At 42.8% G+C, this 26,353-nt stretch carries 16 protein-coding genes and 3 pseudogenes; 15 read left to right on the top strand and 4 right to left on the bottom strand.

Annotation, left to right across the window (positions count from 1 at the left end; genetic code table 11):
• Positions 1 to 76: 76 nt before the first annotated feature.
• From serC to CJ483_RS11395, 3 genes are all read left to right on the top strand, one after another.
• A complete protein-coding gene (serC, locus tag CJ483_RS11405; protein WP_120037966.1) occupies positions 77 to 1,162 on the top strand; it encodes a 3-phosphoserine/phosphohydroxythreonine transaminase in 1,086 nt (361 codons plus the stop codon).
• Positions 1,152 to 2,354, top strand: a complete 1,203-nt coding sequence (locus tag CJ483_RS11400) for a phosphoglycerate dehydrogenase (protein ID WP_120035027.1) — start codon at positions 1,152 to 1,154, stop codon at positions 2,352 to 2,354. Before serC ends, CJ483_RS11400 begins: the two co-directional genes overlap by 11 nt.
• Before the next feature lie 156 nt (positions 2,355 to 2,510).
• Complete coding sequence (locus CJ483_RS11395) at positions 2,511 to 6,017, top strand: S8 family peptidase (RefSeq protein ID WP_120035025.1); 3,507 nt, start codon at positions 2,511 to 2,513, stop codon at positions 6,015 to 6,017.
• Positions 6,018 to 6,564: 547 nt separating this feature from the next.
• Here the strand turns inward: CJ483_RS11395 and CJ483_RS11390 are convergent.
• Positions 6,565 to 7,812 (bottom strand): efflux RND transporter periplasmic adaptor subunit, encoded by a 1,248-nt coding sequence (locus tag CJ483_RS11390; RefSeq protein WP_120035023.1) that lies wholly within the window; start codon positions 7,810 to 7,812, stop codon positions 6,565 to 6,567.
• A 23-nt stretch (positions 7,813 to 7,835) separates the two neighbouring features.
• Positions 7,836 to 8,498, bottom strand: coding sequence for a hypothetical protein (locus CJ483_RS11385; RefSeq protein ID WP_120035021.1), 663 nt, complete (start codon positions 8,496 to 8,498; stop codon positions 7,836 to 7,838).
• Positions 8,499 to 8,890: 392 nt separating this feature from the next.
• Here CJ483_RS11385 and CJ483_RS11380 point away from each other — a divergent pair, with 392 nt between their 5' ends.
• The gene (locus CJ483_RS11380) at positions 8,891 to 9,448 is read left to right on the top strand and encodes a 3D domain-containing protein (protein ID WP_120035018.1); all 558 of its coding nucleotides are present in this window, start codon (positions 8,891 to 8,893) and stop codon (positions 9,446 to 9,448) included.
• A 509-nt stretch (positions 9,449 to 9,957) separates the two neighbouring features.
• Positions 9,958 to 10,722, top strand: coding sequence for a 3D domain-containing protein (locus CJ483_RS11375; protein ID WP_120035015.1), 765 nt, complete (start codon positions 9,958 to 9,960; stop codon positions 10,720 to 10,722).
• A gap of 113 nt (positions 10,723 to 10,835) precedes the next feature.
• Here the strand turns inward: CJ483_RS11375 and CJ483_RS11370 are convergent, their stop codons facing one another.
• Together CJ483_RS11370 and CJ483_RS11365 are read right to left on the bottom strand one after the other, a co-directional pair.
• Positions 10,836 to 11,915 (bottom strand): M20 peptidase aminoacylase family protein, encoded by a 1,080-nt coding sequence (locus tag CJ483_RS11370; protein WP_120037963.1) that lies wholly within the window; start codon positions 11,913 to 11,915, stop codon positions 10,836 to 10,838.
• Between the two features lie 40 nt (positions 11,916 to 11,955).
• Positions 11,956 to 13,064: pseudogene (locus tag CJ483_RS11365) on the bottom strand (mandelate racemase/muconate lactonizing enzyme family protein).
• 319 nt (positions 13,065 to 13,383) lie between these two features.
• Here CJ483_RS11365 and CJ483_RS11360 point away from each other — a divergent pair.
• The 10 genes and pseudogenes from CJ483_RS11360 to CJ483_RS11315 all read left to right on the top strand — a co-directional run bounded on the left by CJ483_RS11360 (position 13,384) and on the right by CJ483_RS11315 (position 26,292).
• Complete coding sequence (locus CJ483_RS11360; RefSeq protein ID WP_120035013.1) at positions 13,384 to 13,665, top strand: hypothetical protein; 282 nt, start codon at positions 13,384 to 13,386, stop codon at positions 13,663 to 13,665.
• A 173-nt stretch (positions 13,666 to 13,838) separates the two neighbouring features.
• Positions 13,839 to 14,831 (top strand): thiamine pyrophosphate-dependent dehydrogenase E1 component subunit alpha, encoded by a 993-nt coding sequence (locus CJ483_RS11355; protein WP_120035011.1) that lies wholly within the window; start codon positions 13,839 to 13,841, stop codon positions 14,829 to 14,831.
• A gap of 24 nt (positions 14,832 to 14,855) precedes the next feature.
• A complete protein-coding gene (locus tag CJ483_RS11350) occupies positions 14,856 to 15,887 on the top strand; it encodes an alpha-ketoacid dehydrogenase subunit beta (RefSeq protein WP_120035009.1) in 1,032 nt (343 codons plus the stop codon).
• Positions 15,888 to 15,915: 28 nt separating this feature from the next.
• Positions 15,916 to 17,135: pseudogene (locus CJ483_RS11345) on the top strand (dihydrolipoamide acetyltransferase family protein).
• 16 nt (positions 17,136 to 17,151) lie between these two features.
• Positions 17,152 to 18,531: a dihydrolipoyl dehydrogenase gene (gene lpdA, locus CJ483_RS11340; RefSeq protein ID WP_120035007.1), complete on the top strand. Its 1,380-nt coding sequence runs from the start codon at positions 17,152 to 17,154 to the stop codon at positions 18,529 to 18,531.
• Positions 18,532 to 18,774: 243 nt separating this feature from the next.
• Positions 18,775 to 20,609: pseudogene (locus CJ483_RS11335) on the top strand (sigma-54-dependent Fis family transcriptional regulator).
• Positions 20,610 to 20,774: 165 nt separating this feature from the next.
• Complete coding sequence (locus CJ483_RS11330; RefSeq protein ID WP_120035005.1) at positions 20,775 to 21,935, top strand: glycerate kinase family protein; 1,161 nt, start codon at positions 20,775 to 20,777, stop codon at positions 21,933 to 21,935.
• A gap of 445 nt (positions 21,936 to 22,380) precedes the next feature.
• Entirely contained in the window at positions 22,381 to 24,411 is a 2,031-nt protein-coding gene (locus CJ483_RS11325) for a sigma 54-interacting transcriptional regulator (RefSeq protein ID WP_120035002.1), read from the top strand.
• A 13-nt stretch (positions 24,412 to 24,424) separates the two neighbouring features.
• Positions 24,425 to 25,309, top strand: coding sequence for a 5-oxoprolinase subunit B family protein (locus CJ483_RS11320; protein ID WP_120034999.1), 885 nt, complete (start codon positions 24,425 to 24,427; stop codon positions 25,307 to 25,309).
• Between the two features lie 2 nt (positions 25,310 to 25,311).
• Positions 25,312 to 26,292 carry a 5-oxoprolinase subunit C family protein gene (locus CJ483_RS11315; protein ID WP_120034990.1) on the top strand — a complete coding sequence of 327 codons (981 nt, stop codon included), beginning with the start codon at positions 25,312 to 25,314 and terminating at the stop codon, positions 26,290 to 26,292.
• The last annotated feature ends 61 nt before the right edge of the window (positions 26,293 to 26,353 follow it).

Below are 26,353 nucleotides of genomic sequence, written 5' to 3'. Positions count from 1 at the left end.
AATAATTTATAATTCATGAATATTATTAATGTATAAATTTTCTGATTCCAAATTTAAAACGAATGAGGGAGTTCACGTGAAGAGAGTATACAATTTTTCGGCAGGACCTTCTATGTTGCCGCTGCCAGTATTAGAAAAAGCACAAAAAGAATTAGTCAATTATGCAGACTCTGGTATGTCAGTCATGGAGTTAAGCCATCGTTCGGGGTTATTCACAGAGATTATTACCGGTGCGGAACAACTGCTGAGAGATTTAATGAACATTCCAGATAATTATAAAGTGCTGTTTATTCAAGGGGGCGCTTCCCAGCAATTCGCAATGGTTCCACTCAACTTGTTGGCAAACAGTAAAAAGGCAGACTATGTGAACACTGGTTCATGGTCTAAAAAAGCAATTAAGGAAGCAAAGAAATATGGAGATGTTCGTGTAATTGCTTCTTCAGAAGATGAGAACTTCAGTTACATTCCGGAAATCAACAGCAGCATGATTGATCCAGAAGCTGACTACGTACATATTACAACAAATAATACTATAGAAGGAACAGCTTTCAGAAACATTCCGGATACAGGCGGCGTGCCGCTCGTTGCTGATATGTCCTCCAACATTTTATCAGAAGAGATCGATGTATCGAAATTCGGTTTGATCTATGCTGGTGCTCAGAAAAACATCGGGCCAGCTGGATTGACAGTTGTCATTATTAGAGAAGACTTGATCGGTCATGCGCCGGAAAGCTGCCCGACGATGCTTGATTATAAGACGCATAGCGAGAGCGGTTCTCTATACAACACGCCGCCAACTTATGGCATTTATATGGCAAAGCTCGTATTTGAATGGTTGCAGGAGATTGGCGGTTTAAAAGAAATGGAGAAGATCAATCGCAAAAAAGCAGAGCTGTTATACAATTTTCTTGAACAGTCAACGATGTTCAACTCTCCAGTTAGAAAAGACAGCCGTTCCATTATGAATATTCCGTTTGTATCACCATCTGCGGAATTAGATGCGGCGTTTGTTAAAGAAGCAAAAGCAGCAGGTCTTGAAACATTGAAAGGCCACCGTTCCGTTGGCGGAATGCGCGCTAGTATCTATAATGCGATGCCGGTTGAAGGGGTAGAGGCCCTCATTCAGTTTATGAAACAATTCCAAGAAAAACATGCACAATAAAAGGGGAGACGGACAGTTGTTTACTATAAAAACACTAAATAATATTGCCGAATGCGGCTTAAATGTTTTTACTAACGAAAACTTTACGATCGATAATGACAGTGAAAACCCGGATGCCATTGTTCTGCGCAGCTTTAACATGCATGACATGGAAATTGGTGGGAATGTAAAAGCCGTTGCCCGTGCGGGAGCTGGCGTGAACAACATTCCAGTCAGCGATTATACAGAGCGCGGCATCGTCGTTTTCAACACGCCAGGAGCAAATGCGAACGCGGTAAAAGAGCTTGTACTCACTACTTTAATTTCATCTTCTCGTAACGTATTTGCGGGTATCGCTTGGACAAGAGGACTTGAGGGTCAGGGCGATCAAATTCCAAAGCTTGTTGAAGCAGGCAAAAAGCAATTTGTCGGTAAAGAAATCAAAGGAAAAACACTTGGTGTTATCGGGCTTGGTGCTGTTGGAGCGCTAGTTGCGAACGACGCGCTTGATCTTGATATGGATGTTATCGGTTTTGATCCGTTCATTTCTGTCGATACTGCCTGGAGCTTATCTCGTAATGTTCAACGTGCTATGACAATTGAACAATTGTTTGCGAAAAGTGATTACATTACTGTTCACGTTCCGCTCACAGACACAACAAAAGGTATGTTCAATACAAACACGTTTGATATTATGAAAGAAGGCGTTCATATTCTGAACTTCTCCCGTGGAGAGCTTGTGAACGAACAAGACATGGCAGCTGCACTTGAAAGCGGCAAGGTCGGTAAGTATGTAACCGACTTCCCGAATGAAAACGTCTTGAAAATGAAAAATGCTGTGCCGATCCCACATCTAGGTGCTTCTACGAAAGAGTCAGAAGAAAACTGTGCGATCATGGCAGCCCGTCAAGTAAAAGATTATTTAGAAACAGGGAATATCAAAAACTCTGTGAATATGCCAAATGCCTCTCTTCCTTATACAGGAAAGCGCCGGGTAACTGTTTACCATCGCAACATTCCGAACATGGTTGGACAGATTACTTCTGCTTTATCTGAATACAGCTTAAATATTGCAGACATGGTGAACAGAAGCCGGGGCGACTTTGCTTATACAATGATTGACATTGACAATAAAGTAAACGGTGACGTTATCCCGGGACTTGAAGAGAAAATCAGCCAAATTGAAGGCGTTGTTACAACGCGTATTATTTAATAAAAAAAGTCGCAGCTACTCCTAAAGTAGCTGCGGTTTTTTTATATATGGAAAAAATAACATTTATTTCAAAAACATGCAAAAAGTGAAACTATTTGTCTTTCTTTTACGTTATTATTAAACAGGTAAACAAAAAATTCAGGAGGAACGAATAAGATGAAGACGTGGAAAAAGGTATTGGCCCTCGGCCTCTCTGCTGTTATGGTTTTTCCAGCAGCAGCTGGGGCATCCGTACATAATCAAGAAGTAAAGGTGTTCCAGCAGGTTTCTGAACAGACACCTGTTACTGCGGCTGCTTCTGAAAAAAATAAAGAAGCGTATAAAGCATTAAAAGAAATGAATGAGCTAGTTGATACGAACACACTAGTCATTAAATATACTAAGCCGCTTAACAGAGCCATCCATAAGAAAGCGGGAACCGTGCTGGTCCGCTCGCTGCCGAAGCTTGGCTATGATATTGTCCATGTGCCGAAATCCAAAAAAGTAAGTGATGCGATGAAGGTATACCGACAGCAAAAAGGGATTTCTTCTATTACTCCCAGCGTGAAATATAAACAATTTGCGACTGCACAAAGTGATCCGAAAAAAAGTAAAATGTACCACTTGCCATTGCTAAATATTGATAAGGCATTAAAGCTTTCCGGCAAACACAAGGTAACTGTAGCAGTGGTCGATGGTGGAGTAGATTACAAGCATCCAGATTTGCAGGGACAGCTGCTGCCGCCGTATAATGCAGCAGACCCAGCGAACAACCCAGTTCGTGATTTGCACGGAACCCATGTGGCAGGGATTATTGCTTCTAAAGCAAACAATGGCATTGGCGGCCATGGTGTAAATCCGAATGCCAAAATTTTACCTATAGATGTATTTAACGGCAAGATGTCAGCGAATGACTTTACGATCGCCGAAGGAATTCTATACGCTGTAGCAAAAGGGGCAGACGTTATTAATCTGAGTCTTGGCGGCTTTGCTTCCTCACCGCTCGTGGAAGAAGCGATCCGTGAGGCGATTGACAGCGGAGCGGTAGTAGTGGCAGCTGCCGGGAATGAATCAACAGATATTTATTCTTATCCGGCTTCTTACCCTGGTGTAATCAGTGTCGGAAATATTGACCGCAATAAGAGATTATCTGATAGTTCGAATTTCGGTCCTTCTGTTGATGTAGTGGCTCCAGGAGAAGATATCTACAGTACGGCTTATGAAAAAGACGGCAAAGGATCGAGCTTTGCTATGCTAACCGGCACCTCTATGGCAGCTCCAATGGTTGCTGGTGTTGTCTCTTTATTGAAGTCCAAGCATCCCGAACTGTCTGCTTATGATATTGAAAATATTTTGGAAAGAACAGCGACAGACCTGGGGGCAAAAGGCTATGATACAACCTATGCTAATGGATTGGTTAACCCGCTGGCTGCACTGTCCTATGACATCAAAAAGCTGCCAAAGAAGCAGGTCCTGACCAGTGAAACTCTCAGTCGCTCTGCAAAGCCGTTAACAGCAGGCAAGAACATGATGAAGGGGCAGCTAAAAACACCTGGTGAAACACACTGGTTTAAAATGAACTTAAATGAAAATGAACATGTCCAAACCGTATTAGAGGCAAGCCGCGATTATGATTATGGAATGGATTTTTACTTTGTTCCTGAAGGAGCCGAGACAGACGAAGGCATGCTCACGGAATATAATAAAGGCCGTGCTGGAGAAAAGGAAGGCTACTTATTTAAGGCTGAAGAAAAAGGAACGCTCTTTATTGGCATAAAAGATGTGAATGGCAGTTACAGTACAGCTGGTTTATCGTCTTACACATTCACAGCTGAAAAGATCAGCGGATTGAAAGCAGATCCTGACACGTCTGATCAACCAATAGTTATCAAATCACTTCCTTACAAAAAAGGGGATTTCACCTTATTCCCGGAAGAGGAAGGAATGCCTGACCATGATCATTACACCATCGAGGTCGATGAAGCAAAAGTGCTTTCTGTTTCCTTATCTGCTTTGCCAGGGGTAAACTCTGCCATGAGTCTTTCTATGATAACCGAGGAAGAGGAAGAAGAAGGCAACACGACAACAGTAGAAGAGATTGCTGAGGCTGATGATCGCGGCATGAGCGAGGGAGAAGTACTTTCTTTTAAAGCGGTGCCTGGAGTTAAATACCAGCTCACCGTAACAAATGAATCATTTGGCGATGCCGGGGGCATAGGGTCTCTTCTTGATTTACTTATGATGAACCCGGGAGCCTTTCAATTTGATGAATATGCAGCGTCTGCTTATCCTTATGAATTAAAAGTGGAAGAAAAGCAACTGCCGGAAGATGAAGATGGTCTGCCATTTAAAGAAGATTTAGAAACAGCGCTTGAAAAGGGGGAAATAGCCCCTGCAAAATACGCGCAAACAAAAGCTGCTGAAGCGATAGATGGCACGCTTGATGAAGAGCCGACAGAAGAAATGGAAGGCGAAATGACAAAAGCCATTTTGTCTAATGCCATACCGTACAAACTCGGAAATACAAAATCCGGTTATTTTCAACTAGAAGGGGATGAAGATTACTATTCTTTCACCCCTGCAGAGAACGGCATCTATGAGTTTGATGTTCAAAAAGGATCAAGCCAGCTGCCAGTTGCTACTGTTTTGCAATATGATAAAGAAACGAACGAACTGATTCCGATTTCAGGCGGTGAAGAGGATCTTCTCAGCCTGATTATGAGTCTGCTTGGCGGCGCAAAAAATAATAAAATGACGATGGCTCTTAAAAAGGGAGAAACCTACATTCTGCGTTTGGCAAATGAAACGTACAATATTTCTGCAGACCCATACACGATACGTTCCAAGAAGCTGGCTCATACGCCACAGGGAACTGGACAGAATGAGAACACCCCTGAAAACGCAAAAATGCTTAAGCCAGGAACAGCATTTAAGAATTACTTTATTTATCCAGGGGATACTGGCTTTTATTACTTTAAAAATAGTGGTAAACAGGCAGTCTATCGTTTAAATATTGATCAAGGAAAATTAACAGCAGCTGAAAAAGCAGCGATTCCTTATGATCTTCGTCAACCGGCTATTTTCACTGGCGCACTCATCGAAGATACGAACGGTGACAAGGTATTAGACGAAGAAGAGCAGCTGAAGTCTATCCCATTTGGCCCTAACTTGCTTGAGTTGTCATTTGAAACAAAAGCAAACCTTTCCTTTATGGCAAAAGAAGACACGGGGTATTTCCTTGCAGTCAGTTCATTCCTTTCCATGAAGCCGAGTCTCCAGCCGTATGAAATAAAGTTGGCTGATATGAAAGATGCACTAAAAGATGGCGATGGCAAGGTGGTAAACCATGTACCTCAAAAGCCGATTTCTTTAAAGAAGATGAATGGACATCTTGGGATAAATGGGTATATGAACGCCGGTGTTCCGTTTGGTGATATCGATCACTTCGTCTTAAATGTAACAAAAGATAGAACGTTTTCTCTTGCGTTAGAAATGGAAGATGGGCTGGACGGAAAAATTGAAATTTATAACGCCAAGGGTGTGCTCGTTCAAAGCTTTGATCATTACGGAAGCGGCGATGAAGAATTGGCTGTCATCCAATTGAAAAAAGGAAAGTACTTTATCGAAATTAGCGAAACAGAAGGCCGCGCTTCTGCACAGCCGTACAAACTGACAGTAAAGTAAGAAAGACTTGAGTAGAGGAAAAACACAAAGCGGTTCGATTGATAAGCTGCTTTGTGTTTTTTTTTATAGGTCTTCATCCATTCACTTATTTAATTTTAACTTTTGGAGAGCCATTATAATGGTAATGTAATCGGGGTCGGCCAGGCCGGCTTCGCAGCAGGTTATTACTCAAGAAAATCAAAGGTAATTTTGGTACAAGAAGTCAAGATAGTATTTTCAGATGGGAGTGTGGCCTCTTTTGAAAATGTTATCTAGGCTATGGGGATTTACATCTTCTTATGAATGAATTCCAATAGCCCCGAGTAGGGAGTCGATTCATTAGCGGGGATAAGCCTAATAAGCGGCCTGTATTTTATTGGCAAGCAGACCCTTTTCTTCTAGAGGAGAAGGGTCTGCTTGGCATAGGGACGTGACCAATGCAGGGAGACGCCTTAATAATGAATACCGTTTTCCTGTTAATCTCCAGTCTTTTTTCTGCTATTGATAGTTTGACAGATTACCAGTAGAAATAAAAAAACAGAGCGAAATTTCGCTCTGTTAAATAAAGTTATGACAATACACCCATTAACATAAATTTCAATCGTTCGGTTTTTGTTAGTTGCTCTAGCTGTTTCTTCTGTATGGCTGTATAATCGGCCGGCGTAATAAAACGATCTTGCTTAGCGATGAGTTTCTCGGGATGGGCTACAACCTTTTCGCCAGCTTTTAAGCCGCTCTTAATTTCTTGAAGGCCGTCCACAAGAAGCCCTTTTTGCACGGCTCTTTTTTCAATTTGCCCTTTTGTATTTAAGACAAATACATAAGAGTGATTGCCGGTTTTCATCAAGGTAGAAGCAGGGACGGTTACAGCTTGTAAAGCTTCCTTTGTGACGACTGTAACATTTGCTTTCATACCCGGCAACAGCTGATCAGCCGCTTCTTTCATATTGCTTTTATCAAGCTGAGCGGTGAATGGATATAAGCTCTTTCTTTTCACAGACGGTTCCTGCTCTGGAAACTTTTCGATGCTTGAAATTTCACCTTGAAAGGTAACTGGAAGGGGATCGACAGAGGCATGGATCATTAATCCTTCCTTTACTTTATTCATTTGCTGTTCGTCAAAGACACCTTGAACAGCCGCTTCGGGAGAGCGGATAGTGATAATCGGATTATCGAGACGAGCATTTAGATTTTTAACAACGCCTTCTTTTTCACTTTTGACGACTAAGTTGTTCTTTTTAGATTCAGTCTGTGAAATTAAGGAATCATATTTACGAATTTCTTCTTCTAATTTCAGTTTTTCTGTTTCTTGATCAATAATGTCTTTTTCAACGGTTACTTTGGCAGCACTGTCTTTCTTATCGTCTTTCTCGTCATCTTTCTTATCATCTGCTGCCCTTTCTTCCCTTTCTATCTTATCTAAAATCGTATTCAATTTAGATATTTGTCCATCAATTAATTGAACTTGCTTCTCTGTTTGTTTCTTTTCTGCCTCTAATTCTTCTATTTCTTGCTCAAGTTTGGATGATGAATATTCAAATAGCGGTGTGCCTGCATCGACCTGTTGGCCTTTTTCTACGAGGAACCTTAAAAATGTTCCTTCATTTTTATCGAAATAAATCGGATATTCATCTGCTGGAATGATCACACCTGTTGTTTGGAAGGATTCAACCACGTCATCTTTTGCCGATTGATTCCATTCTGTCAGCCATTGTGACCGGTCAGCTTTGCTGTCTTCTTTAAAGGTTAAATACAAGTTGCCGGCAATGATCAGCACACTTGCTGTCAGCCAGACGGATTTCTTTATTCTTTTCATATGCCCCGCCGCCTCCTTCTCTCTTAAAATAAGCGGTCAACATGGATGGAAGTGAACAAAGTAGAAAAAAGCCAGATTGCAAAGGTAACTGCTAAAATCAGTAAAAGAACAAAACGCGGGCTTTTCTCTGAACTTTGTTTTAAAAACTTATATTGCAGGCTGATGGCCCAGATTTGAAACAGAGTAATAAAGCTAAAAAAGCTTGTTATTAACTCGTTTTTTGATGCATATTGAGCGAGTACGCCGAGTGAAAAAGGAGAAGAATCTCTCGGAATAGCAAGCGTGATATTTAATAGAATTAATAAGCAAAACTCAATTAAATAAATGACATAGACAAATGATTGCAAGACAAGTAACTTACGAAAATCTACTTCTAAAAAAGTCCAAAATAAAAGCGCAGGCAAGAACAAGATAATTAGTGGATAAAGAAAGCCCCAAATGGTACTTCCAATAGTGAACCACATTTTCTGTCCCTGGATTTCCGCGTTGTTCGTGTCCGCCAAATAGGCAGAGACTGATTCAGATTGAATGCCCAACAGGCCGCTTAAAAAGTACAAGGCTGTACTGATGATGATTAATAAAGAAATGCGGCTCCATAATCCTTTCATTTGTTCCGCATGGTCCAGCTGATAGAAACGATCACTCGGACGAAACAGCCCTTTAATTAGCTGCACACGATAAATCATCTAAAATCCTCCAATGAAGTAATGTAAATTGACATCTTTTTTTATTATATACAACTCCCTCTGTTCATACCAATATAATCTAACAGAATTTGATAAAAAGCGAGTTATTTTGAAGGGGCAATGATGGAGGGGAAATGTAGAATAATGTAACAAATAAAACAGTGGCTTTTAAAATAGTGATAGATTAAGCAGCTGCTTTTTTAGCTGAAATATGACAAAAAGCTTAATAGATAGAGGTTAATGGCGATTTTTGCGAAAAGGAAAATGTATCAGAAAATTATAACGTTTGAAATGTGCGTGTAAAGAAACAAACATGCTAGTGTAATAGTCTCGTTATAATTCCATGATAGAATGAGGCACATGTTACAGAAAAACAAGGGGGTCTTTCATTCGTGAGAAAAGCTATTATGTCTTTGGTTCTTGCTTGCGTACTATTCAGCACGTCTGCTGTAGAAGCAGCTTCAGTGAGTCACACAGTACAAAGAGGAGATACCTTATGGAGCATTGCACGAGAGTATAAGACGACTGTTAATCAATTAAAACAATGGAACAATTTAAAATCAGAAAACATCAAAGTTGGCCAAAAATTGGTCCTTCAAAATACAACTAAGAAAGCTGACGCTAAGCCGGCAGCAAGCAAACCACAGGCCGTCAAAGCCGCCAAGGTACTGACTGTGAGATCAACAGCTTATACGGCTTCATGCAAAGGCTGTTCAGGTGTTACAGCAACAGGCATTAACTTAAAGAAAAACCCAAATGCAAAAGTCATTGCCGTCGATCCAAAAGTTATCCCGCTTGGGACGAAAGTATACGTAGAGGGATACGGCCAAGCCGTTGCTGGTGATAAAGGCGGCGCCATTAAAGGAAACAAAATCGACGTTCATGTTCCGAATAAAACACAAGCAAAGCGTTGGGGAGTACGGACAGTAAAAGTACAGATTTTGAAATAAATAGATTGTAAGAAAAAAAGAAATCCACTTTATGGGTTTCTTTTTTTTATCTAAGGCCTGTTGAAGGTTGTTTGTTCAATAGCTGATTAGAGCGGAAAGGTCCGCCTGAAGCGAAAATCAACAACCAAATACCACAGTGATTTTATCCAACAAGAGAAAAAACATGTTCTAGGGCTTGCAGGAATTGTCTTATTTATTTCATCGAAGTTACAAGTATGCATAAAGTATCTTTTTGTAACAAGAACGTTATATAAAGCGGGAAAGCGTAATGGCTTCTTAAAATCATTACATGCTTTGGCGTGATACAATGAATTTCGTCAGCGGGTCATCGGGTGATTGACCGAACTGTTTATATAAATAAAAATTGTTTATTGCCATTAGTAGTGCCACTGGACACTTTACTTTTTAAAAAAGCTTCTTGCAGGCGGTTGTTTCTTATTTTCCCTTTTAATTGGAAACCTAAACTGGGAAGTTACCGCGTGCTAGAACAATCAGGAGGTTTTTCTATCATGAAAAAACAAATTATCGCACTTGCAGCTACTACAGTGATCGGCGGAGGTCTTTTCGGAACAGCTGCATCAGCACAAACATATACAGTAAAAAATGGAGATACATTATGGGGCATTTCTCAAAAAAATAATACAACTGTTCAACAATTAAAATCTTCTAATAACTTATCATCTGATTTAATTTTTCCTAATCAAAGATTGGAAGTAGGCGGCAGCGCTGCTCCAAAAGCTTCTGCAGCGTCCAATGGAAACGGTACATACACTGTTCAACCTGGAGACACACTAGCCAAAATCGCTTCTAGAAATGGACTATCTGTACAATCTTTAAAAGCGATCAATGGCTTGTCCTCTGATAGAATTTATGCAGGTGACAAACTTTCTCTTTCCGGACAGGTAAAAGGAGTATCGACTTCTAGACCAGCAGCAACTAAAGCAGCTGCAGAGCCGGCAGCGGCTCAACAAGCACCACAAAGCGGTAAAACTATTTCTGTTTCAGCCACAGCCTATACAGCAAAATGTGCTGGCTGCTCAGGCGTTACAGCAACAGGCATTAACTTAAATGCGAATCCAAATGCAAAAGTCATTGCGGTTGACCCTAACGTAATCCCGCTAGGATCAAAAGTACATGTTGAAGGATACGGTACAGCTGTCGCTGGTGATACTGGCGGAGCGATTAAAGGAAATCGCATCGATATCCATGTGCCAACAGAGTCTCAAGCTGTTAACTGGGGCCGCCGTACAGTAAATGTAACAATCCTAAATTAAAAAAAGATCCATCCAACCGAGCTTGAATAAATAATTTTCCTGAGCTAGAAAGCCGATCGGGTATAAAAGAAAAGGGCCGGCTGCTAAATACTTTTAGCAGCCGGCTTTTTTGTTTATTTTTTTAACGCATTTAAAACAGCACTGGCTAGTATATCGGCGCCAATTTGAATGGCACGCGGGTCAAAGGACATTTTGGGATGGTGCAGCCCGGGCTTTAAGTCAGCTCCAATTCCCATCATAGATGCTTTTATCTTTGGGCGCTTAATGGTGTAAAAATGAAAATCATCACTTCCCGATGTGATAAGTGGATCTGCCAGCATTTCCCGGCCTCCATAGTCAAGAATGCTTTGACGAAGCAATTCTTCCGCTTCTGTGTCTACTTCTGCTCCCGGGGTAAAGTCGAGCCACTCTGTCTCAATTTTCACCTCGAAAAGATGGCTTAACTGATGAATTTTCTTTTCAATTATTTTCTGCATGTCCAACAAGACTGAGTTTTTCTGAGCGCGCACATCAAGCCCAAATTTCGCAGTGCCAGGAATAATATTCAAGCTTTGGCCTCCGGCTTCCACATAGGTCATTTTGACAGAATACGGTTCAAAAGGGGAGAAATGAACTAACTTTAGCTGTTCATTTATAACAGAAATAATGTCAATTGCATTTGTTCCCTGATGAGGTCGAGCACCGTGTGCATCATCTCCTATTATTTTTCCGGTTAAAAAAGTGACGGCGCCATGATGAACAGAAGGGGTGACTTTGCCGAAGGGCAGTTCTTCAATAGGACGTAAATGGATGCCAAACAAATAATCCACATCATCAACAATGCCCTTTTCAACCATTTTTAAGGCGCCGCTGCCGGTTTCTTCGGCAGGCTGAAAAATAAAGCGGACTGTGCCGTTTGTTACTTGATTTTTTAATTGCAGAATGGCGCCGATAACGATAGACATATGAGCGTCATGGCCGCATGAATGATTCGCCTGGAAGATACCATCAACTTCCTGCCAGAGCGCATCTATATCTGCACGGACGGCAACGATGGGTTTTCCGTTTCCGATTTCAGCAATCAAGCCCGTACAATCGTCAAACAGGGAGACAAAGATTCCTTCTTTCTTTAGCAATTCGGTGATATACGCCGTTGTTTCTGTTTCTTTCCAGCTGATTTCCGGGTGTGTATGCAGATGCTGAAAAATATTCATCAACTGGCTGTCTGTCTTTTTCACAAATGCTCCTCCTTTCTTATTTTATTGTCGCTCGAGAGACGGTTAATTCTTCTAATGCAGATTCATTGATCACAAGTCCAAGGCCTGGTTTATTGTTCAGGTGAACAAAAGGCACTTCGTACGTGAGGTCGCCAATGTCCTTGCTAAATAGCAGCGGGCCAGTTAATTCTGTACTTGTAATATTTTTTCTTGAAATCGCAGCGTGGTAGCCGGCTGCTGATCCAATCGATGATTCGACCATGGAGCCGATTTGGCAGTCAATTCCAGCGTATTCAGCCGCTTTTGCTATGTGGACCGCTGGAAAGATGCCGCCGCATTTCATTAGTTTGATATTAATCTTATCAACGGCGTCTTTTTTAATCATCTCTATTAGTTGTTCGCCATTTTGAATAGATTCATCCGCCATGAGTGGAATGGTGCATTGCCGCTTGATATGTGCTAGCCCCTCAATGTCGCCGAGACGGATCGGCTGTTCAATCCAGGCAAGCTGCAAAGGCTCAAGCTGCTTCATCGCCTGAATAGCCACCGCATACGTATGCCAACCTTGATTGACATCTACCCGGATTGGAATGTTCCATCCGACTGCTTCTCGGACTGCCTGAATTCGCTTAACATCCATTTGTCTATCCATGCCGACTTTCAGCTTTAATGATTGAAAACCGGCTTCAATGGCTGCCCGCGCTTTGTCTGCCATTACTTCCGGCTCTTCGATACTTAATACTTTTGGATAAGTCAATTTTTTATGACTTTTTCCGCCGAGCAAATCGTACACAGGTAATCCAGCCGCCTTACCCATTAAATCGTAGCAAGCAATGTCAATTGCTGCTTTTGCAGCCGGGTTGGCCGTGATCGCTTGATTCATCTTATGATGGATATGCTCGATTTGGAAGGGATGTTCCCCAGCACCACTGGCAAAAGAACATGGCGCAGAATTTCAATGCAGCTGTAAAAGCTTTCGCCCGTTACATGTTCATCGGGCACTGCTTCACCCCAGCCGATGAGCCCATTATCAGTTTCTAATTTAACAATGATAGACGGCATATGGTGAAAGGTAGCGTAAGAAATAATGAAAGGTGTTTTTAGCGGCAAATGAATGCCGAAAATTTCTGCTTTTGTAATATTCATTCTTGCTCTCTCCTTTGTATGTATATATATCAGTATAAGTGAAAAAATTGATTGAGAAGAGACTTTCCAAGACAGCATGCTTTCATATCCGCAGTATTTAAATTTTTTCTTCATATAAAAAGAGTCGAGCAGAGAAGTGAGCCTGCTTATCTTGGTCGATATTTACAAAACCAGCTTTCGTTGTTATCTTACTGAGCATTCGGCTTTAAAGAAGTTTTCTCTCTTTTGCTGATTTTGTCAAAAAGCTAATTTGCTGTGAAACTTTTTTCCTGATCATTCGTAAGTAAATTATAAGCAATCGTAAAAAGGGGAGACATATATGACGAATGCAATGAAATGGGTAACGGGCGGCATGGAAGCCTTTCTGGGCATTCCTGTTATCGGTGGTTTTTTTATTATGGGACATGCCTGGGCGCCGCTCGGTTTCATGGCCATCCTGCATATCATCACTTTACTTATTGCCTTAAATGCCGGCAGAAGTTTAACAGGTAGCATTCTCGGTATTATTACTTCTGTTATTGGCTGGATTCCATTTGTAGGGATGATCATGCACTGGATTACCGCGCTTGTTCTTATCACAAATGCCTTCAGAGGAAAGTAACGAGTGTGGAATGGACAAGTAATAAAAAAAGAGACAAAGCGAGACAAAGTGGGACAACTGTCTCACTTTGTCTCTTTTTTTATTTGCGAAAGACTGTTTCTATGCGCTTTGAAGCTTGGCATAGCATTTGCAATAAGTAATAGGAGAAAGCAAATGATAGGAGGCTGTTAACCATGGAAGTGCTGCAGAACAAAGGAGTTACATTGACGCAAGATAAGGCCCGATGGATGTATCAGAAGATGCTAGAGATTCGCCAGTTCGAGGATAAAGTCCATGAATTGTTTGCGCAAGGAATTTTACCGGGTTTCGTTCATTTGTATGCCGGTGAGGAAGCAGTGGCGGTCGGTGTCTGCGCTCATCTAGATGATAAAGACACAATTACGAGCACTCATCGCGGGCATGGCCATTGTATTGCAAAGGGCTGCGACCTCGATGGCATGATGGCTGAAATATACGGAAAAGCAACAGGATTGTGCAAGGGAAAAGGCGGATCGATGCATATCGCTGATTTAAATAAAGGGATGCTCGGGGCAAACGGCATTGTTGGCGGAGGGTTCCCGCTTGCATGCGGTGCTGCTTTAACAGCGAAATATAAAAAGACAGACAGGGTCAGTGTCTGTTTCTTTGGGGACGGGGCGAATAACCATGGGACGTTCCACGAAGGAATCAATTTGGCGGCGATTTGGAAGCTTCCTGTTGTTTTTATTGCTGAAAATAACGGTTATGCGGAGGCAACGCCATTCGAATATGCATCGAGCTGCCAAACGATTGCAGACCGAGCAACTGCCTATGGCATTCCGGGAGTTCGTGTGGATGGAAAAGATGTCCTTGCCGTTTACCAGGCGGCTGAAGAAGCGATACAAAGAGCTCGCCGTGGAGAAGGGCCAACGCTAATTGAATGTATGACTTATCGTAATTATGGACATTTCGAGGGAGATGCCCAAACATACAAGGCAGAACAAGAGAAGAAAGAGCATAAGCAGGAGAAGGATGCCATTATTCAATTTAAAAAGCATTTATTAACCCGACAAATTTTAGGTGAAAACGAGTTAGCCTCCCTTGAAGAATCCGTTGAGAAAGCGATTGAACGAGCCGTGCAATTTAGTGAGGAAAGCCCATATCCGGAAGCATCCGAGTTACTGACAGATGTTTATGTATCCTATTAACTTTTTAAATAAGGAGAGATCAATATGGCGAGATCAATAAGCATGTCGGAAGCAATTAATGAAGCAATCACACTAGCAATGAGGAAAGATGAGAATGTCATTTTAATGGGGGAGGATGTTGCTGGAGGAGCAGAAGTGGATCATTTGCAGGATGAAGACGCATGGGGCGGTGTGCTCGGTGTTACAAAAGGGCTCGTCCAGGAGTTTGGAAGGGAACGGATTTTAGATACGCCGATCGCCGAAGCAGGCTATATGGGTGCGGCGATGGCAGCCGCTTCTACAGGGCTGCGGCCGATTGCTGAGCTGATGTTTAATGATTTTATCGGCAGCTGTCTCGACGAAGTATTAAATCAGGGGGCAAAATTCCGCTATATGTTTGGCGGAAAAGCGCAGGTTCCTGTGACAGTGCGTACGATGCATGGAGCAGGCTTTCGTGCAGCTGCTCAACACTCGCAAAGCCTGTATGCGCTATTCACGAGCGTTCCTGGGTTGAAAGTGGTTGTCCCTTCTACCCCTTATGATGCGAAGGGGTTGCTGCTTGCGGCCATTGAAGACAATGACCCCGTCATCTTCTTCGAGGACAAAACCCTTTATAACGTGACCGGAGAAGTGCCGGAAGAGTATTACACCCTTCCAATTGGAAAAGCAGATATCAAGCGGGCAGGTTCTGATTTGACCATTGTCGGTATTGGAAAGCAAGTGAATACCGCTTTGGAAGCTGCTGATCGTCTTGCCAGCCAGGGAATAGAAGTAGAAGTAGTAGACCCGCGCAGCTTATCGCCATTAGATGAAGAAACCATTCTTTCTTCTGTTGCAAAAACGAATCGCCTCGTTATTATTGATGAAGCGAACCCGCGCTGCAACGTAGCGACGGACATTGCAGCAATGGTTGCGGATAAAGGGTTTGATGCGCTGGATGCACCAATTAAACGCATAACTGCACCGCATACACCAGTCCCATTTTCTCCTCCTTTAGAAGATATATATCTTCCTACGCCTGAGAAAGTGATAAAGGTTGTTTCGGAACTTTTAGGAGAAGCTTCTCTCAGCGTATAAGCAAATAAAGAAGAAAGGAAGGGGTTACATGGCTGTAGAAGTGATCATGCCAAAATTAGGGATGGCGATGAAGGAAGGAACGGTTTCTATTTGGAACAAGCAAGTGGGAGATGTGGTAGAAAAGGGCGAACTGATTGCCAGCATTAACTCGGAGAAGATTGAAATGGAGCTCGAAGCGCCAGCAGCTGGAAGCATGTTGGAGATTACCGTGCAGGAGGGACAGGGAGTCCCTCCTGGAACGGTCATTGGCTACATTGGCCAGCCAAACGAGAAAGTGCCGGAAGCAAAGGTTTCTGCTGAAGAAGAGAAAGCCGAAAAAGAGATTGCCGCCACAGTTGCTGAGTCAGAGAAGACTGCTTCACTTTCTAAAGTAAATACAAAAAACCGGGTAAAAATTTCACCTGTTGCCCGCAAGATGGCAGAGAAAGCCGGTATTGACTACAAGCTGTTGGAAGGATCAGGACCGGGCGGGAGAATTATAAAAGAAGATATAGAAAAAGCAATCTCCTATGTGGGAGTTCCCCAAGCAATCGAGCAAAAAGAGAGTAAAGTCGCTAACGAAGCACATAAAACACCAGTGATGGGCATGCGCAAAGTGATTGCTAAACGCATGCACGACAGCTTAAAAGACAGTGCACAATTAACAATGACAACAAAAGTGGATGTAACTGATGCTGTAAAACTGCGTACACAACTGGCAGAGACCGTTCAATCCCATTTTGACACAAAGCTCTCAATGAATGACCTTGTGGCTCGGGCCGTTGTACTCGCGCTGCAAAAGCATCCGCAAATGAACAGTGCTTACATAGATGATCACATTCATGTATTTGAATCGATTCATCTCGGTATAGCTGTTGCATTGGAAAAAGGACTTGTAGTGCCAGTTGTTCAAGAGGCGCAAAACGATTCGCTAATCCAGTTGGCTAAAAAAATCAAACAAGCCGCTCAGCGTGCGCGTCAAGGGGGCTGAGTCAGGATGAAATGATAGGTTCTACTTTTACAATTAGCAACCTCGGGACTTATGGAGTCGAATACTTTACGCCGATTTTAAATCCGCCTGAAGCCGGTATTCTTGGTGTCGGGTCCGTGGAGGATGCGGCCGTTTTTAGAGGGGAAAAAGTGGAGCGCAGAAGCTTGCTGCCTCTTAGCCTGACATTTGATCACCGGGTATTGGACGGAGCACCTGCTGCTGCTTTTTTACAAACGATTAAACAGCTGCTGGAAGATCCGTTTATAATGCTGCTTTAGAAGGAAGGTAGATTATATGACAACCATTGCAATTATCGGTGGCGGGCCTGCAGGGTATGTGGCGGCAATTACTGCCGCCCGGCAAGGCCGGCAAGTCACCCTCATTGATGAGGGTCCTTTAGGCGGCGTATGTTTAAATGAAGGATGTATGCCAACAAAGGCACTATTAGAAAGTGCGGATATGTTTGAAAAAGTGAAGCAGGCAGAGGAGTTTGGCATTCGTTCGTTATCCGCTCATGCAGAAGTGGACTGGGCATATGTGCAGCTGCGAAAAGAAAAAATGATCCGGACGTTAGTGGCGGGCGTAAAGCATTTAGTAACGAAAAATAAAATTACGGTCATGAATGGGCAAGCTCGCTTTAGAGACGCATATAGCTTATTAGTGGCAACGACAGAAGGAGAAAAGACTGTTTCGGCGGACAAGTTTATTATTGCAGCTGGTTCAGAGCCTGTTTCTTTGCCTTTTGCGCCATTTGACGGTGAGTGGATCATTCACAGCAGACAAGCGATATCGCTTCCTGTTATTCCGTCCACGTTGGTGATTATTGGTGGAGGAGTGATCGGCTGTGAGTTTGCCAGTATTTATAGCCGAATGGGAGCCAAAGTAACAGTTGTTGAGATGACTGATCAACTGTTGCCGGGTGAAGATGCAGATATTGCTGCAATTTTGCAGGCAAAGCTGCAGGCAGATGGGGTGACTGTCTATACCTCCAGTGCTGTCAAAGAGGTAAATGCCAGTACAAGAGAAGTGATAATAGAGACGAATCAAGGGGTTGAAAAGCTGGCCGCGGAACGAGTATTGGTGGCCGTCGGAAGAAAACCGCGGGTAGAAAATTTAGGGTTAGACAAAGGCGGAATCTTCCATTCTAAACATGGTATTGAAGTGAACAGCCGGATGGAAACAAATATACCTCATATTTACGCCTGCGGAGATATTATTGGAGGAATTCAGCTTGCCCATGTAGCTTTTCACGAAGGGACAGTAGCGGCAGTGAATGCTTGCGGAGAGTCTATAGACGCGAACTATCGAGCTGTCCCCCGCTGTATTTATACCTCTCCCGAAATAGCGAGCGTCGGGTTAACCGAAAAGCAGGCGCGTGTGGAGTATGGCGATATAAAAATAGGCGAGTTTCCATTTATGGCGAACGGAAAGTCAGTGATTCTTAATCAAGCAGCCGGAAAAGTCAAAGTGCTTATCGAGCCTGAATACAATGAAATTGTTGGTCTGTCGATTGTTGGACCACATGCCACAGAGCTGATTGGACAAGGGGCCGTTATGCTTCATGGAGAGATGACAGCAGATAGCTTAGACTGGGTTATAGCTGCACATCCCAGCTTATCAGAAGCAATTTATGAAGCGATATCCTGTACGGTCGGTCAGGCCATACACATTTGAAGAGAGCGTTGTAACTTCATGCGAAAGTGTTTCGCATGAAGTTTTTTGTCTTTTTTTAGTAGAAAATGATAATTGCCTAAATTTTCTATCTATTTTATAATGGGGAAAGTAATTATTAGCTTCTTTTCTCCTGCCGTTGTTCATCAGTCTATTCATCTAATCTCACAAAAGAAACTGTCCTCAAGCATACATATGAATAAGCTTTTCAGGTGTACTAAATGAATGATTTAAGGGGATATTTGAATGCAATCCGTCTGTTATTTGAGTACATGGAAACGCTTTGTTAATGAAGGAGTACTGGATCCCTCCCGTATTAGTAAACGAATTATTGAATCCTGGCATCGCTGCAAAAGCCAGCAGGTGAATCCTTACTTAAAAAAGGCGAGCATTTTTTGACGAGTGATTTATTTAAACAGCAAAAAGAAAAAAACTCCTTGCTTCTCCAAGCTGTTTTGCCAACTTTGAAAAGAATTGATAAGATGATGATCGAATTAGAAGCAATCGTACTATTGATTGATCCTTCAGGGTATGTGTTATCAATCACTGGAAATAAGAAGGTTCTGCATGAAGCCAGGAGGATTAATTTTGTTGAAGGGGTACGTTGGACGGAAGAGGAAGTCGGAACAAATGCGATTGGCACGGCTCTACAAACAAGTGAAGCGATTATGGTCAGCGGTTCAGAGCATTATTCCATTGCTTCTCATAACTGGAGTTGTGCAGCGGCTCCAATTCATTCATGTGAAGGCGAATTGCTTGGTGTAATTGATGTATCCTGTCCAGTGGATCGAGCCCATCCATTTATGCTTGGCATGGTTGCTTCGCTTGCCCAGGAAGCGGAGAAGGAGTTAAATGTCCAAGCCCACAAAAAAGAAATCGAATTAATTAATCGATGTACGCATTTACTGGAGAGCAGCCAGTCAGTAGTCGTTTGTAATGAAAGAGAGAAGGTAGTTGCCGTCAGTGAGGATTTACGACAGCACATTCCTAACTATAAAGGAATGGATAGAAAAGAGCTGCTCAAGTACGGCATGAAAGTAGAAATGGAGTCTTCTATTCTAGCAAGCGATCAGACAACATGTATCGGTACTTGTCTGCATATAAAGAAAGTGGACGAGCTGTCTTCGAGCTGGACATTAACCTCTAAGCCTTTTTATTTTGAAGGCACTATTGGCACGAGTTCTTCTTTCCAACGAACACTGGATAATGTTAAGAGAGTGGCCCCAACAGAAGCCAGTGTCTATATTTCGGGAGAAACAGGTACAGGAAAAGAAATCATCGCTCGAGCAATTCATTTTAATAGCAAGAGAAAAAATGGGCCTTTTATTGCTTTAAATTGCGGCGCGCTTCCAGCTGAATTAATAGAAAGTGAATTGTTTGGTTATGTAGAAGGTGCTTTCACCGGAGCAAAGCGGCAAGGCCATAAAGGAAAATTTGAGCAGGCAAATAACGGTACAATTTTTTTGGACGAGATCGGCGAAATTTCACCGGCTATGCAGGTGAAGCTATTACGCGTTCTCCAAGAAAGAAGAATAACACCGGTGGGAGGGACGAAAGAAATTGAATTGGATGTTCGCATCATCACAGCTACCCATTGGAATCTCAGTCAACTTGTAGAAGAAGGGAAATTCCGAAAGGATTTATATTATCGTCTTCATGTGTACCCGATTTATGTTCCTCCATTACGGGAAAGAAAGGAAGACATTCCGTATTTAGTCCACTATTATTGTAAGCAAAATGACTGGAATGTTCAGATGCCAGAAGAATATATAGAAAGGCTAAAACAATACGACTGGCCGGGAAATATTCGGGAGCTGTTCAATGTATTGGAGCGTTTACGCATTTCATTCCCTTATCTTGGAGCGGAAAATTACCACGTATTAGATAAATTTTTTGTGACAGATGTTCATTGTTTTCCTATCCAGAAAGAGACACACAAGCTAAACGCACGGGAAAACATCCAAAAAGATTTAATGATTGAGGCACTGCAGAAAACGCAAGGGAATGTCTCTCAAGCAGCAAAACTGTTGAATATGCCGAGAAGTACATTTTACAGGCGCATGCAAAAATATCACCTTTAACAAGTTGGCAGGAAAACCTCCTGCTCTTTTTTGTGGACAAGTAGCAGCCGAGAGAAATGATAGTAGTGAAGAGAGGAAGGTAAATAGACTTATGGCCAGGATAAAGGAATTTCCCTATTCGTCCGCTAAAATAAATAAAGAAAAAGTGCTGAAAGAAGGTTGAATATGAATATTGTTATTGCACCGGATTCGTTTAAAGGGTCGCTTTCAGCCGCAGCTGTTGGGAAAGCGATGGCAGCTGGAGTGGAAAAGGCTATTCCACACGCGGAGATAAAGATTGTGCCAATGGCAGATGGCGGTGAAGGAACGATAGCGGTATTACCCGGCACGCTGCGAAAACTAATGGTTTGCGATCCGCTCATGCGATCCGCGGAAGCTTCTTATCTCACTATGAAATATGAGGGAGAACCCACTGCTTTAATTGAATGCGCGGAAAGCAGCGGTTTAACGCTTCTAGCAGAAACAGAGCGATCTCCGATGGCTGTCAATACGTATGGATTGGGTGAACAGATTAAGGCAGCGCTCGATGAGGGATACCGCCAGATTATTATCTCGCTCGGCGGCAGTGCCACAAATGATGGTGGTCTTGGAATGCTTCAGGCACTCGGCTGGAAGTTATACGATCACCGCAACAATGAAATAAGGAAAGCTGGCAATCCATTGCTGTCCATTCATTCGTTTTGCGATAAACAGATTCATCCAGCAATACGGGAAACGCGATTTTTGGCAGCAAGCGATGTGATGAATCCGTTTTATGGACGAGAGGGAGCCGCTTTTGTATTTGCCCGGCAAAAGGGAGCAAACGAGCAGGAGGTGGAGCGGTTGGATCAAGCCTTGCAAAGGGTCGCCTGTTTGTTTCAGCAAGCTTACGGGACCGATGTACAGAAGGTAAGAGGAAGCGGAGCAGCCGGTGGAATTGGTGGGGCTGTAGCTGCCGCACTTGGCGGTGAAATTATATCAGGCGTTGAAATGGTTATCCAGTTGGTTGGGCTGGAGTCAGACATTAAGAAGGCTGATTTAGTCGTTACAGGGGAAGGAAGTCTTGATGGACAGAGTTTGCTTGGGAAGGTCCCTGTTGGTGTAGCAAAGCTTGCAAAACTGCACAATAAACCTGTTATTGCTCTTGCTGGCAGGCTTGGAAAAGATGTAGCATCACTTCATCCATACTTTGACGGCATCTTTTCAATTCAGTCAGACTGCTTGACTGTTGAACAGGCTATGAATCCTGGAGTAGCTGCTTACCAAGCGAGTCAAACAGCCGAACAGCTTCTTCGTTTGTATTCTTCAAAGCGAGCAAGAAACGCCTCCTGTGACAGCTCTTCATAGGCAGTGCACCGCCTGGGCACTGCGTATTTCAAGTTTGCAAGAATAGCCGTTTGCCTCCGTCTGATTCCGGCGGCATTTCTATATTAAAAAGCATAATCTTCAGTTTTGGATATTTATTTTACAAATAGGCTCCTACTTTTAATTTGAAGTAATACAGAGTTCTTGCAAAACTGCAATAATGATTGCAGCTTTGCAAGAACAGAAAAGGGGTTTTAAATATAACTGTCGAATACTGTTACAGGTAGAGGGAAAAGCGAAGAGCTGAAACAGCAAGGAAAAGAGGTGCTCTTTTCTGAATTTTTCATTTATTTTTAGAATAACTTCTATTTGGCACGATAATTGCTTATATAAAAGCAGATGTAAACGTATTCAACTTTTTGAATCGTTTGTTTGCCAGGTAGAAAGTTCTTTTCCCGTTGATTCAATGGAAAGGGGTTCAGTGACTATGAGATGGAGATGGCAGGAGATTTTATTGCCTTTGCCACCTGGCCTATCAAGCGAAGCTACAGTACAGGGTGCCATCAGCTTGCTTGCGCGGGAAGAGAGCCACACGGCATTTGTCTATGAAAAAGAAGAACTAGTCGGCTATCTTACCCTCGGCGATTTAATGAAACAAGTAAAGGGGGCTGAATCATTAAACCAGCCGATTGAATACGAAAAGGATTTGCTTCTTGTCCGTGAGACAGGGTGGGTAGAGTTTTGTCACAACTGCCATATTGTCGCCGGGGTCGATGAGCAAAAACAGGCAGTCGGTTATATTACTATTGAGGAAGCTAAAAACCAGCTTGCCCAGCTGCAGCTAGAAATTTTAAATCATAGCCTGAACAGCGCAGAAATTGGAATTATTACAACGAATCAGCAGTTTGAAGTGAATTTTATGAATGAAACGGCCGGCCAGATTTTAGGATTGTCCCGCTCGATCCTTGCGGGAAGAAATTATAAAAAAATTATCGCTGCTGATGTGGAAATGGAAAATGTTTTGGCAGGTGAGAAGAAATTTGGTGTTGACAGTTCTTTTAACTTTAAGAAAATGACCGGCCACTTTTCCCCTGTATATCATGAAGGACAAATAGAGGGAGTTGTCCATGTGTTTTATTTGCAGGAACATTTGGAAAAAGCAGTGAGCGGGTTGGAGTTTGTTCGTGAGCTGACGGAAGAGCTTCAGACGATTTACGCGGCATCCAACGAACAAATCATGGCTATACGGCCGTCTGGGGAAATCTCCAACATAGCGGGTGCTTTCCTTGAGAATTTTTGGCGGCCTTATTCAAAAGATGATTTGATTGGAAAAAATATATACGAGTTAGAAGTAGAAGGGCTGTTTGAGCCTAATATTGTAGATCACTGCCTAAAAGAGAAGCAAAGAATTAGCATGACACAAACTAGCCGAAGGAATGTAAAGATTTTATCGACTGCTGCTCCAGTTTTGAAGAAGGGAAAGTTAGAAAAAATTATCGTTCTTTCCCGTGATGTGAGTACGGAGGAAATTTCAGAAAAACAGAACATGGAAAGTGAAAACCAGCTTACACCCGATTTAACGAAAAAGCTAGTGTACCGTTCTCAAGAAATGGCCGAGCTGGTGAAAAAGATAAAGGAAATAGCAGAAACGGAGTCAACGGTTTTGATTACCGGGGAATCGGGCGCTGGAAAAGAGGTGGTTGCTAGCCATATTCATTTTTATAGCCGGCGTGCAGAAGCACCTTTTGTCACTATTAATTGTGGCGCCATTCCTGAGAATCTGCTAGAAAGTGAATTGTTTGGTCATGAAAAAGGCGCATTTACAAGCGCTGTAGATAAAAAGAAAGGACTATTTGAAGCGGCTGACGGCGGGACTATTTTTCTTGATGAAGTTTCTGAGATTCCGCTTCATATGCAGGTAAAGCTTCTACGGGTCTTGCAAGAACGTGAAGTTGTTCGCGTTGGCGGCCTTACACCGATCAAAGTAGATGTTCGTGTACTGGCGGCAACGAATAGAAACTTAAGAAAAATGGTTGCCGCTCAAAAGTTTCGTGAGGATTTATTTTACCGTTTGCACGTTGTGCCATTACAAATTCCACCGCTTAGAAAACGAAAGGAAGATATTGCACCGCTTTCCCTTTCTTTTCTTGAAAGATTAAATGAAACATATAAAAAAGAGAAAAAATTATCAAGAGAAGGTTTGCAGCTGCTGGAAAGTTATCAATGGCCAGGAAATATTCGAGAATTGCAAAATGTGATGGAAAGGCTTGTAGTCATCGGAAGGCAAGAAGTCATCTCCGGTGACGACGTGTTTCGAGCTGTCTGGGACAGTGAATCGGAAGAGCAGGGGCATTTAACGGTTCGTGGAATTATGCCGCTGAAAGAAGCAGTTCAGGAAGTGGAAGACCAGTTAATACGACTTGCTCTTGGAAAATACAAAACAGCGGCCAGAGCGTCAGATGCATTGGGAGTCAGCGCATCGACAGTCAGCCGGAGAATGAAAAAAGCATCGAAATGAAGGAGACAACAACGTGTTAATTTTTCCGGAAACGAAATTTGATTTTTGCGGTGATGAATATATTTACGCAGAAATTTCAACAGAAATGAGAATTGAGAGCAATTTCAAAGCCATTTCCATCACAAATGAATTAAGACAACGCAATATTCCTGGCATGATTGAAGTGTATCCAAGTAATGCCTCTTATTTGATCCGCTATGATCCGAATGTCATTTCTCCTTATCATTTGCTTGATTATTTACAAGAAATTGATCAGCAGAAGAGTGATCGTTCGGAATTGCATTTTAGCAGCCGGATCATTGAAATCCCTGTTTGGTACAACGACAAAGTGACAAAGAAGACGATAGAGAAATATCAGCATTTGCAGCCAGAAGCAGAGGGAGATGACTTTGCATATGTCATGAGAACGAATGGATTTACGGATGTAGAGGCCTTTATCACTGCCCATTCATCTCCGCCGTATTTCATTACATCACTAGGGTTTAAGCCTGGAACCGCGTGGGGATTTCCGCTCGGTGTGCCGCAAAATCGCATTATTCAAGCACCGAAATATTCTAGTCCGCGTCCGTATACACCGAGCGAGGCCCTAGGCATAGGCGGTGCGTTCACCGTCGTTTACCCATCGGAATCTACTGGAAGCTACCAGCTAATCGGTGTATCAGCAGTCCCTGTGTATGATACAGGACAAAGCCTGCCCATCTTCCGAGATTCATTCTTTCTCGCCAAACCGGGAGACTTATGGAAATATCGACCGGTAACAGAAGCCGAGTATTATAACATTCGTGAAGAGGTGGAAAAGCGCACATATGAGTATAAGGTAAAGCCCATTCAATTTTCTGCCGAGCAATATGATGAAAACGGCATCCATTACATTTCTCAACTGATGGAGGGATTTTAACTGTGCTTCATATCCTGGAACCAGGCTTAAAGACAACGATTCAAGACACCGGCCGTTTTGGGCATTACCATATGGGAGTGCCTCCGTCAGGAGCGGCAGATAAACATTCTTTTTTATTGGGAAATGCCCTTCTTGGCAATCCTCCTGATTACGCTGGCTTGGAAATAATGCTGGAAGGTCCAGTCATTGAGTTTCGGAAAAAGACAGTCATCGTGCTCACCGGAGCACCGGCAGAAGCGAAGCTAAACGGAGAAAAGCTGCCACTCTGGCAGCCGGTAGCTGTATCTTCCGGAGATGTGCTAGCGGTAGGGAAAATTTATGAAGGGATTTTTACATATCTGACTGTTTCCGGCGGGCTTGCTACTCCTGAAATGCTTGGCAGCCGTTCTGCTTGTTTCGCCAGTGGATTTCCCGGTGTGCTCGGTCGAAAGCTTTTGAAAGGCGACCAGCTCCCGCTCAATGAGCCGCTCCCGGGAGTTCATCGTCAGGTCGGAAGAAGTATATCAAATGAAATGAAGCCAGTCTTTAGCCGGCAGCTTGATATTCATCTCGTATTAGGCATTGCCAGTGAAAGAATCAGTGATGAAGGGCTAACAGGTCTGCTCAATAATGAGTGGAAAATTCATCCGCAATCTAACCGGGTAGCCTACCGCCTGCACGGAGAGCGTGTTCGTTATATCCAAGAAGCAGCTCCGTTCGGATCGGGAAACAGTCCGGGAAACATTGTGGATATTCCTTATCCGATCGGCGGAGTCATTGTGCCAAATGAAGAGGAATTGATCATTCTGTTGAATGACGGCACAGGTGGAGGCGGCTTTGTGACAACAGGAACTGTGATTAGTTCGGATATTAGTGTACTTTCTCAAGCGAGGCCACAAGCGGTTGTCCGTTTTCATGCTGTGACAGTGGAACAGGCGTTTCAATTACGCCGTCAAAAAGAACAGCTCATTGAAAAAGTAAAAATAAATGTCCAGCAAGCGTGACGAGTCGCTTGCTGCCAAAAATAAATTCAGAATATTTCGTCTATTTCAGGCTGTTCAATTT

Origin of the sequence: Bacillus sp. PK3_68, assembly GCF_003600835.1 — a bacterium.
Taxonomy (GTDB): domain Bacteria; phylum Bacillota; class Bacilli; order Bacillales; family Domibacillaceae; genus Pseudobacillus.
Note: the sequence above shows the minus strand (reverse complement) of the source record. Positions and strands in the feature narration are given on the sequence as shown.

Coding starts and splice junctions, on each gene's coding strand:
- CJ483_RS11390 (WP_120035023.1), bottom strand. CDS start 7,812: ATGAAAAGAATAAAGAAATCCGTCTGGCTGACAGCAAGTGTGCTGATC.
- CJ483_RS11325 (WP_120035002.1), top strand. CDS start 22,381: ATGAGATGGAGATGGCAGGAGATTTTATTGCCTTTGCCACCTGGCCTA.
- CJ483_RS11370 (WP_120037963.1), bottom strand. CDS start 11,915: ATGAATATTTTTCAGCATCTGCATACACACCCGGAAATCAGCTGGAAA.
- CJ483_RS11375 (WP_120035015.1), top strand. CDS start 9,958: ATGAAAAAACAAATTATCGCACTTGCAGCTACTACAGTGATCGGCGGA.
- CJ483_RS11355 (WP_120035011.1), top strand. CDS start 13,839: ATGGAAGTGCTGCAGAACAAAGGAGTTACATTGACGCAAGATAAGGCC.
- CJ483_RS11350 (WP_120035009.1), top strand. CDS start 14,856: ATGGCGAGATCAATAAGCATGTCGGAAGCAATTAATGAAGCAATCACA.
- CJ483_RS11385 (WP_120035021.1), bottom strand. CDS start 8,498: ATGATTTATCGTGTGCAGCTAATTAAAGGGCTGTTTCGTCCGAGTGAT.
- CJ483_RS11395 (WP_120035025.1), top strand. CDS start 2,511: ATGAAGACGTGGAAAAAGGTATTGGCCCTCGGCCTCTCTGCTGTTATG.
- lpdA (WP_120035007.1), top strand. CDS start 17,152: ATGACAACCATTGCAATTATCGGTGGCGGGCCTGCAGGGTATGTGGCG.
- CJ483_RS11360 (WP_120035013.1), top strand. CDS start 13,384: ATGACGAATGCAATGAAATGGGTAACGGGCGGCATGGAAGCCTTTCTG.
- CJ483_RS11330 (WP_120035005.1), top strand. CDS start 20,775: ATGAATATTGTTATTGCACCGGATTCGTTTAAAGGGTCGCTTTCAGCC.
- CJ483_RS11400 (WP_120035027.1), top strand. CDS start 1,152: ATGCACAATAAAAGGGGAGACGGACAGTTGTTTACTATAAAAACACTA.